This window comes from Vibrio sp. OPT46, from assembly GCF_015163535.1.
Lineage (GTDB): Bacteria > Pseudomonadota > Gammaproteobacteria > Enterobacterales > Vibrionaceae > Vibrio > Vibrio alginolyticus.
The window spans coordinates 15207-23790 of the sequence record NZ_JADDYG010000603.1 but is presented as its reverse complement, the minus strand read 5'-3'; the positions used below and the strand labels follow the sequence as shown (position 1 = coordinate 23790).

Annotated in this window: 7 protein-coding genes and 1 pseudogene; 4 read left to right on the top strand and 4 right to left on the bottom strand. The window is 42.8% G+C overall.

The annotated features are described in order from the left end of the window. Positions 1 to 433: 433 nt before the first annotated feature. The 3 genes from IQR33_RS23640 to IQR33_RS23630 all read right to left on the bottom strand — a co-directional run bounded on the left by IQR33_RS23640 (position 434) and on the right by IQR33_RS23630 (position 4427). On the bottom strand, positions 434 to 2182 hold the full coding sequence (locus IQR33_RS23640) for a formate--tetrahydrofolate ligase (protein WP_104976103.1): 1749 nt from the start codon (positions 2180 to 2182) through the stop codon (positions 434 to 436). Positions 2183 to 2418: 236 nt separating this feature from the next. Next, entirely contained in the window at positions 2419 to 3723 is a 1305-nt protein-coding gene (locus tag IQR33_RS23635; RefSeq protein ID WP_005376376.1) for an inosine/guanosine kinase, read from the bottom strand. Between the two features lie 233 nt (positions 3724 to 3956). Then, entirely contained in the window at positions 3957 to 4427 is a 471-nt protein-coding gene (locus IQR33_RS23630) for a CreA family protein (protein ID WP_005397614.1), read from the bottom strand. 145 nt (positions 4428 to 4572) lie between these two features. Between IQR33_RS23630 and IQR33_RS23625 the strand changes: the two genes are divergently transcribed. Beyond that, the gene (locus IQR33_RS23625) at positions 4573 to 5082 is read left to right on the top strand and encodes a flavodoxin (protein ID WP_161440945.1); all 510 of its coding nucleotides are present in this window, start codon (positions 4573 to 4575) and stop codon (positions 5080 to 5082) included. A 195-nt stretch (positions 5083 to 5277) separates the two neighbouring features. After that, positions 5278 to 5946, top strand: coding sequence for an HAD-IA family hydrolase (locus IQR33_RS23620; protein WP_138940251.1), 669 nt, complete (start codon positions 5278 to 5280; stop codon positions 5944 to 5946). Between the two features lie 430 nt (positions 5947 to 6376). On the opposite strand, the gene IQR33_RS23615 is transcribed toward IQR33_RS23620, so the two are convergent. Continuing rightward, complete coding sequence (locus tag IQR33_RS23615) at positions 6377 to 7807, bottom strand: methyl-accepting chemotaxis protein (protein ID WP_005376380.1); 1431 nt, start codon at positions 7805 to 7807, stop codon at positions 6377 to 6379. A gap of 314 nt (positions 7808 to 8121) precedes the next feature. Between IQR33_RS23615 and IQR33_RS23610 the strand changes: the two genes are divergently transcribed. Next, complete coding sequence (locus IQR33_RS23610) at positions 8122 to 8295, top strand: hypothetical protein (RefSeq protein ID WP_182017022.1); 174 nt, start codon at positions 8122 to 8124, stop codon at positions 8293 to 8295. Between the two features lie 81 nt (positions 8296 to 8376). Next, positions 8377 to 8584 (top strand): annotated as a pseudogene (locus IQR33_RS34120) (ACP phosphodiesterase); the annotation flags it as partial.

Sequence of the window (8584 nt, the reverse complement as noted above, 5' to 3'; positions counted from 1 at the left end):
GTGAAAAGTCTACTACAAGAATCGAGCCATAGAATATCTCCTTAAAAATCAAGGAGGTTAAAATTTCACTGTAAGACAACTGCACCATATTAGTGAAGCGCTAAATAGCCCGTGCATCAAATTGGCGCAAAATTGTAGAAAGGAGAAGTCAACAAGTATGGATTTACAATGTAAAGTGGCGACAAAACAAGAAGATAAATAGGGTTTTCTAGCTTAATAACTATCGCCAAACAAGGCTTAGGGTTAGCGTCTTAACTCTAAAGGCCTAAAACAGGCGCGTTGATGTAAGGCAGGAGAGCTTTGTATCAACGATTCAAGAGTAGAAGGCCTGAGACAACTCTTTTCACAGTTGTTGAGAGTGAGTGGATAGGTAAGTAGACCACTCACTCAATGAATATGCTCACTTCACTGATAGCGATACGTTATCACTGCACTAAGAGAGACCGACGATATTTCCTTCATCATCAAGATCTAAGTTCATAAATGCGGGTTTATCAGGTAAGCCTGGCATCGTCATCACGGTACCAGATAATGCATAAACGAATCCTGCACCCGCACACAAGCGCAGCTCGCGGATTGGGACGGTAAAACCAGTTGGTGCCCCTTTGACTGCGGAGTCCGTGGTTATAGATAGTGGTGTCTTCGCGATGCAAACCGCTAAGTTGTTAAAGCCTAATTGCTCAAAATGTTTGAGCTGTTCAGTCGCGATAGGAGTCATTTCTATATTGGTTGCTCCATAGCCCGCTTCACATACTGCCATGAGCTTTTCGAGTAATGATTGCTCTTTGTTGTATAACGGACAAAACTCTACAGGCGTGGTACACGCATCAATAACATGTTGAGCTAGTTCCGTTGCGCCTTGTCCGCCTTGCGAAAAAGCGGTGCTGATGGCTACTTTAACTTCGGGATTAAATTGGTGAATCAGATCTTCAAGAGCTTTAAGCTCTTTCACACAATCTTGTGGAAACTGGTTAATGGCAACGACAGCAGGTAAACCGTATTTATGAACGTTATTTATGTGCCATTTTAAATTTTCAAACCCAGCCTCCAATGCTGCTTGGTCCGGATTAAAAATGGAATCTGGAATAGCCATACCTGGTCGTAAATCGTAGTGTCCGGAATTCGCTTTGAGGCCGCGTAATGTTGCTACGATCACTACACAGTCCGGGGCTTTGTTGGCGGCAGCAGCTTTAATGTTACACGCTTTCTCAAATCCCATATCCGAACCAAAACCGGCTTCAGTTACCGTGTAACCTGACAGTTTTAGCGCAATATCGTCCGCGATAATGGATGAATTTCCATGGGCGATGTTTGCAAATGGACCTGCATGGATCAACGTAGGAACACCTTCTAGAGTTTGCATCAGTGTTGGTGCAATCGCCTCTTTTAGTGTTACTGCCATTGCTCCTGCAACTTGTAGATCTTCCGTAGTGACGGGGTTTCCGTTCAAATCGTACGCTACGACAATTTTCCCAATACGTTGACGTAAATCTTTTAAATCTTTGGCTAGTGCAATGATAGCCATTAACTCAGAAGCGGCTGAAATATCGAACCCTTCGTCACGCTCGAAACCATTGATGGTTTTTCCTGCATCATTGAGGCCAATTTTGACTTTACGTAGTGCACGATCATTATGGTCCATCACTCGTTTCCAAGTAATACTTGCCGTGTCGATTTTAAGTGCTCTTAACCCGGTGCGTGATTCAAAGGCATCATAACCCTCGCGTTGCTCATGGAACAAGCGAGCGTCAAGAGCGGCTGAAGCAAGGTTGTGCGCCGCTGTCACTGCGTGAATGTCACCAGTAAGGTGTAAGTTTAACTCTTCCATTGGAGCTACTTGAGAATAACCGCCGCCCGCTGCGCCACCTTTAATACCGAAGACGGGTCCCATCGAAGGTTGCCTTATACATGCAATAACAGATTGATTAAGCTTTGCTAAACCTTGCGCCAGTCCTATCGTCGTAACGGTTTTTCCTTCGCCAAGAGGAGTCGGCGTGATCGCAGTGACGAGTACAAGTTTACCGTCATCATTTGCTTTGAGTCGTTCCAAACATTTTGGGTGGACTTTGGCTTTGTGCTTCCCGTGAGTGTCATACTCTTCGGGCAATAGTCCTACTTTTTCCGCGATAACATCAATAGAAGAAAGTGGTGTGTTTCGGCAAATTTCGATATCTGACTGCATGGAGAATCCCCAAAGTGGCACACAGGTAGCGTTGAAAAACTACCTGAGTTATAACGAGTATTATTGTGAGGCAAAGGTCTGCTTGGTGATGGTACTGTTTCGGTTAGGCTTGTAAAGAGTTTACTGCTTCGTATTGTGCGACATACTAACGAAATCTACTCGTTATAGTGCTAGATAAAAACAAAAAGGCCACCAAATGGTGACCTTGATATATTTTTAGCTTTAAAGCTGTCGTTTTAACGATCCCAATAAGTCTCTTCTAAGCTATCTTCTCGTTCAGGAAGCGCTCGCGATAGGCGAGGAGAGTGCTGCGTCAACACTTCATAGCTTACTCGGTTTGCGTATTTACAAATCTGAGAAAGTGAGGAGTAGGTTAAGCATCGTACTTCGTGCTTTTCTGAGTTAGGCACTTCTTTTTGGTGAAAAGAGTTTGCTGCCATGTCATGCAGTAAGGCTGAAAGGGCTGCATCACCTGCACCGTTAGTGTTCTTAATCTCTAATGGTCCACCAAGGTAAGGGCCGATGTGAGAGTAGACCTTCATTGGGTTTTGACAGTCTTCTTTACGCATCGCACGACTAAACTCGTACTGGTTAAAGGCTTCGAGGGAGCTTTCAAGGATGTCGTGTGTGGTTTCTCGTTTTACTTTCTCGTCGGTGTAACCAGCCATGTACAGACCATTTGGTCCTGCTGTACAAAGTACGAGATCAACCCACTCAAGTGCTTTATCAGCAGCAGCTAGCGGCTCTGTTTCACCTGTTAACGCCGCACCTTCTTCTTCATTCATAGCGACAACAGAAATGTTTTCGCGAATGTATTCTTGCCACCACTGTGCGTTACCTTCGATAACGTACTTTGTCCCTAACGTAAGTACAACAGGGACATCGTGCTTCTTAGCAAAGTCGATCGCTCTTTGTACCGCTTTAGGCATTGGATCTTCTTCTTTACCACGCATTAGGTAAGAAGAAACAACCAGGGCTGATGCTTTCTCAAAGATCTCTTCAGGAATGCTTTCCGGAAGTAGTTGATTCATATGACCTTCGTTGATAGCAAATGTACGCTCACCGTCTTGAGAAATTAGGGTGTAGCAGCGACCAATAGGGCCATCTACCGTTTGTAAATGGTTAAGGTTCATGCGTGAAGACGTACGGCAAAGGTAGCGATAAGCAAAAGAACCGACTTGAATGTTCTTAGACATCACACCGAGCAAAACGGATTTGCTATCGGCTAAAACTGAGTAGTTGTGAAGAGTATTGCCAATCGTGTCACCTGGGTATTGGTGTGTGATCAGGCCTTGCTCAACCAGTTCTTCGTAAAGTGCATCTGCTTTGCTTTCTTCAAGAACGAGCGAATGTCCTTTACTCAGGTTGTATTTCTCTAAAAACGCGTCATCTACACGTGCTTCGATATCTACAATGGTTTGACCGACACCAACAATAGTTGGGCGATATAGCTTAGGTGCCTGTCGGATTTGGTTTACTAATGGATCTCGAGCGTGAGTTGGGAAGTAGTGTTTAGATTTACGCTGACCAGGAAACTTCATGCTTGTTCTTGAGTGAGAAAAAAAAGAGGCGGGATTGTATCACAAAAAAATGAAAATCGTGGCGATTTATTACAAAGAAGTCTGCTCGCTGAAAAAATCAGCGAGCTGAGTAAATAGCAACCAAAGCAGCTGCAATTTATGAGGCTTGTCGTATTGCAATGGGTTGTTTTTTAAACTTGTTGCTCAGCAGCGCCCGGAAAGAGCCTGCTCCGCGCTAACTAAATTTACCCGCGTTACTTTTTCACTTCAGTTGGCTCAACGTAAGCCTTGGTACCCCAAAGTGGGACTGTCGAAAGGCTATGCTTAAAACTACCATCGGTCTCTTTTGTTGTATAAGACAAGTAGAGTAAGGTTTGGTTATCGGCATCATAAATACGGCGAACCTTCATTGTTTTGAAGAAAATGCTTTTTGACTTCTTAAATACAATTTCACCGGACTTACTCTTATCTATTTTTGCAATCATTTCCGGTGTGATTTCGCCAGTCTGACGACATGATATTGAGCTATCACTTGGATCTGCTAAGCTGAAATCCGCTTCGATAGAGGCGATGTGACATGTGACACCTGTTACCACCTCGTCTTTCAACTCACCGACTTTGATGTCTTTCAAAGTAAACCAACCGAGCCCCACGTCAGCAACATCGTTATCTGAACAACCAACTAGAGTAGTAGCAAGCAATGCACTTAACAGCATCTTTTTCATTATTTTTGTCCTTAACTAGGAAAGATATTGATGAAATCTATCAGAGGTTTGCACCTAAAACAAAATTTAGCCACGGAAAGGTCTATGTGCGCTAGGTTTGTTGCGGGCTTCATGCTAATGTACTGCTCTAAACGAAGGTATCAAGATGAATGAACAACAGTTAGCCAGTATCGAGCGTAAAAATACATGGCTGTATGATCTGGTCGAAGTTGAATTTCCGACACCAGAGAGTTTGAAAGGGCGCGATGTCTATTTCAAAACGCTAGAAAAAGCAACCTATCAAGTAGTCGACAAAGACACATTACTGGAAAGTGACTCTGAATTTAACCCCGACGATATTTTTCTGGTCGATTTTCATCGACTGACCATTATGTTCTCTATCTTGCAATCTCAGCGCTGGGAACAGCAGTATGATAAAGATATGATCATTGAATATCTGACACAGATTATCCTCACGCCAGATTTTGAATTATATGTTGGTTTTAAATCTGGAGTCCCAATTGGTGCTGCTATTGTTAGCCATCTCGAAGGATATACACTCATCTCTGATGTTGCTGTTTCTGAATCAAAATACAAAAGCTCGTTTGTGGCTGATCTGGCTAAAAGACTAAGCACCGAGCAAAAACTGTTAGACTCAGTGGTTATCGAAGACTAACTTACACATCAATGTGCATAAAAAGTAAAGCAAGATGACGTTGGGTGATCTTGCTTAGAAAAACTGTAATTGCTCCCTTCTATTTCCATGAAATGCCAAGCTCGTCGTTTCAACAATCCCAAACTCAAATAAGATTAATCCAAACATTCTTAAAATCAGCTTGGGCTTGAGCCTTTAAGACGTCTGGAGATGGCTATGGCAATTACCAATATTAAGTGCGTGATATTTGACTGTGATGGTACGTTGGTCGACAGCGAAAGACTGTGTTGCCAAGCGCTCGTCAATGTATTTAACCAGCATGGGGCTGAGTTAACGATGGAAGAGTGCGTTTCTCACTTTAAAGGAGGAAAGCTCGCTGACATCCTTTTAGATACTAAAGAATTGAAAGATATCAAAGTCCCAATTGATGTTTTAGAGCCGCAATACCGAGAAGAAGTCCAGTCTCTTTTTGTGCGTCACTTACAGCCAATGGATGGCGCAAAACGATTAATTCAGTTTTTGGATTCGCATAATATCGAATATTGTGTGGCGTCTAATGGACCTAAAGATAAAATTGAATACGCTTTGGAGTTAACCGGTTTACTCGATGCTTTCCGAGGCAAAGTGTTCTCGGCATTCGATGCGAATAGTTGGAAGCCTGAGCCTGATTTAATCATGTACAGTGCTATGAGCATGGGCTTTTTACCAAGTGACTGTCTTTATATTGATGACACGCCTAAAGGAGTTGAGGCGGGACTAAACGCCGGTATCAAAACGATACAGTTATTTAATGGTGAAGCTATCAATCTTGTTGAGGACGAGCGTGTAATTCGCATCCATCATTTAGATGAATTAAAAGAGCAGCTGTGTGGCTGCTCTGTTTGACCTACTAATGGCAAACCGGACTCAAGCTGTGGATGAGCTTAAGTTTAGACTGTAGGTAAGGCGTTTGATGTAGACATTGGATAGATGAGAAGTTTTTTGTATGAAATCCGCAAGCAGCGCATGTGAATTTCTCGCCATCCGATGAAATGAGATATTCATCTCCTTGGCAGAGTGGGCAATTCAGGTTCTCTATGTCTTTTGTGTCTTTGTAATTATTCATATTGTTTTCCAGCAGCAAATTGGAATTGGCAAGATCAAGCATAGCGGAACGCTCTGTTTAAGAACATTATTTCATCGGGTACAGCGAGAACTTGAGATTCACTTCAAATATCCACTTGGATGTCGTAGAAAATATCGAAGGTAATAGTTGAACACGGTTTAAAGAAAAGGGCTCCCTAAGGAGCCCTTGTTGATCATAAGTTCCACAACGTTATGCGGTGCGGTAGCGTTGTAATATCTCACCAAGAGAAACGGAGGCTTGCGTGAGATTAGCGACGCCAGCGGTAGATTGCTCCGCCACTTCTCTGATTGTGCTTGATTGACTACGAATTTCTGAAAGTTCCGATGCAATATCGTTAGCCACTGCGCTTTGTTCTTCAGCAGATGTGGAAATCTGAATGCTCATGTCCATTAATGAGCGTGCTGACTCGGCAATAGAGGTAACATCATGGCCGATTTCATCAATAAGCTGGCTGCTGGTTTGAGCTTGCTGAACGGTTCTGTTGGTGATTGAAGCAATGTTCTGACTCTCTATTTGAAGCTTCTCAATCATGGCTTGGATCTCTACTGTTGCCTGTTGAGTTCTGCTTGCTAATGTACGTACTTCATCGGCAACCACTGCAAATCCACGACCTTGTTCACCAGCACGGGCTGCTTCGATTGCTGCGTTTAGTGCCAACAGATTAGTTTGTTCTGAAATGGCGTTAATCGTTGTGATCACGTCATTAATCTGCGTCGTATTCTCGTTTAAATTGGTTACTGACGTAGAGGCTTGTTCAATATAGCTAGATAACGTCTCTATCTCGCCAATCACGTTTTGTACACGGCTTCTGCTTAGTTCGATCTTCTGGGCATCTTGGTCTGACTGCGTCGTTGCTTGTTGAGAAATACTTGATACCTCCTTTGCAGAGGCTGTCATTTCTTCCATTGCCGTCGCGACTGAATCAAGCGTTTGATATTGATGAGATATCTGGGTTTCACTCAACTGCATATCTTTTTCGAATGCAGAAGATGTCTCGCTCAACATCGTTGCATTATTTTTAACACTATTAACCAGTTCACTTAAGGTATCCATAGACTTGTCTAGCGCACAGCCGATGGTACCGAATTCATCTCGACCTGGATGGAAACCAAGACGAGAGGTTAAGTCACCGTCACCAATTTTTTCGGTTGTTGTATATAAAACCCACAGAGCTCCTCCGATAAACGTTGCCACCCAGTAAGAGAATAGGGCAAAAGGAATAACCCATAAGAAGCTGAGTAATAGTGACGATAGAGCTGATGATTTTAACGATTCGTATTGTGTGGACACATTTTGAGTCAGCTTAATCACTTCCCCAGAATGCAACTTGGCATAAGCGGTGACAGACCCATCGACAAAAGAACTCTCGCTTACGCGGTTCGATTTCGATACGCCGTCAATTTCTGTAGCGCGGTTTGATTGAGCATCAACGATACCAGAAAGCTTCGCTTCGCTCGCCGAGATGGCTTGCTGCTCAAATTGTTGTATTTCATTGAAGTAGCGGCTTCCAGCCACTGAAGTGAGGGCTACTAAAAATAGTAGGAATATAACCCACATTTTGTCGTTGATAGACATCTTGATAAACAGCCTGTCTATCGTTCTAAACTCAACTTCTCTCATTTAAAGCTCCATTAGAGATAAAAGATATTGACCAAATCTATTGCTATATCGAAACAAAATATGCGAAGTTAATCAGCAAAATATGTAACGAATACTAAATTTAGTTTAAGAAATGAGATCTAAGGACGCCTATAACAGTATGTTATATCTTTAAATTGACATGAATTTTGATAAAAGAGTCATTTCTCTAAAGTGTTAAGCGGATATGAAATCTAATTGCAATCGTTTACTTTTGATTATGCTCATAGGTTTTTAAATCTTTACTTCTCGCTGTCATGAATGTGTCATATAAAGACTATAAAAAGGAGTTGCTGATGTGGATATGGCAAGAGTCAGGCCGTCAGCGAGTAAAAGCAAGAGAGCTTAAAATAAAGGAGGTCACAATGAGCGACCAATACCAAAACGATGAGAGCCTAGAGCTGCTAGATGCGCTTGAAATTGGCATTATCTTGTCGGAATACGTTGGCTCAGACAACGAAGCCGAATAGCGGAACACTCTCATCTCGTCGTAATTGACGTTATACTAGGTTCATGTCACACCAAGCCCTAGAGGCCAAAACTGGCGTCGAATGAACTTTCTAGCCCACCTGCATATCGCAGACCACAGTAACAGCCATTTATTGGGAAACTTGCTTGGAGACTTCGTAAAAGGAGATCCAAGCAAGCTGTATGATCGCGATATCTCAAATGGCATCAGATTACATAGATTTGTTGACCGTATTACTGACCATCATCCAATCGTCAACGAATGTAAGCCTCATTTCACTGGTGTTGCGC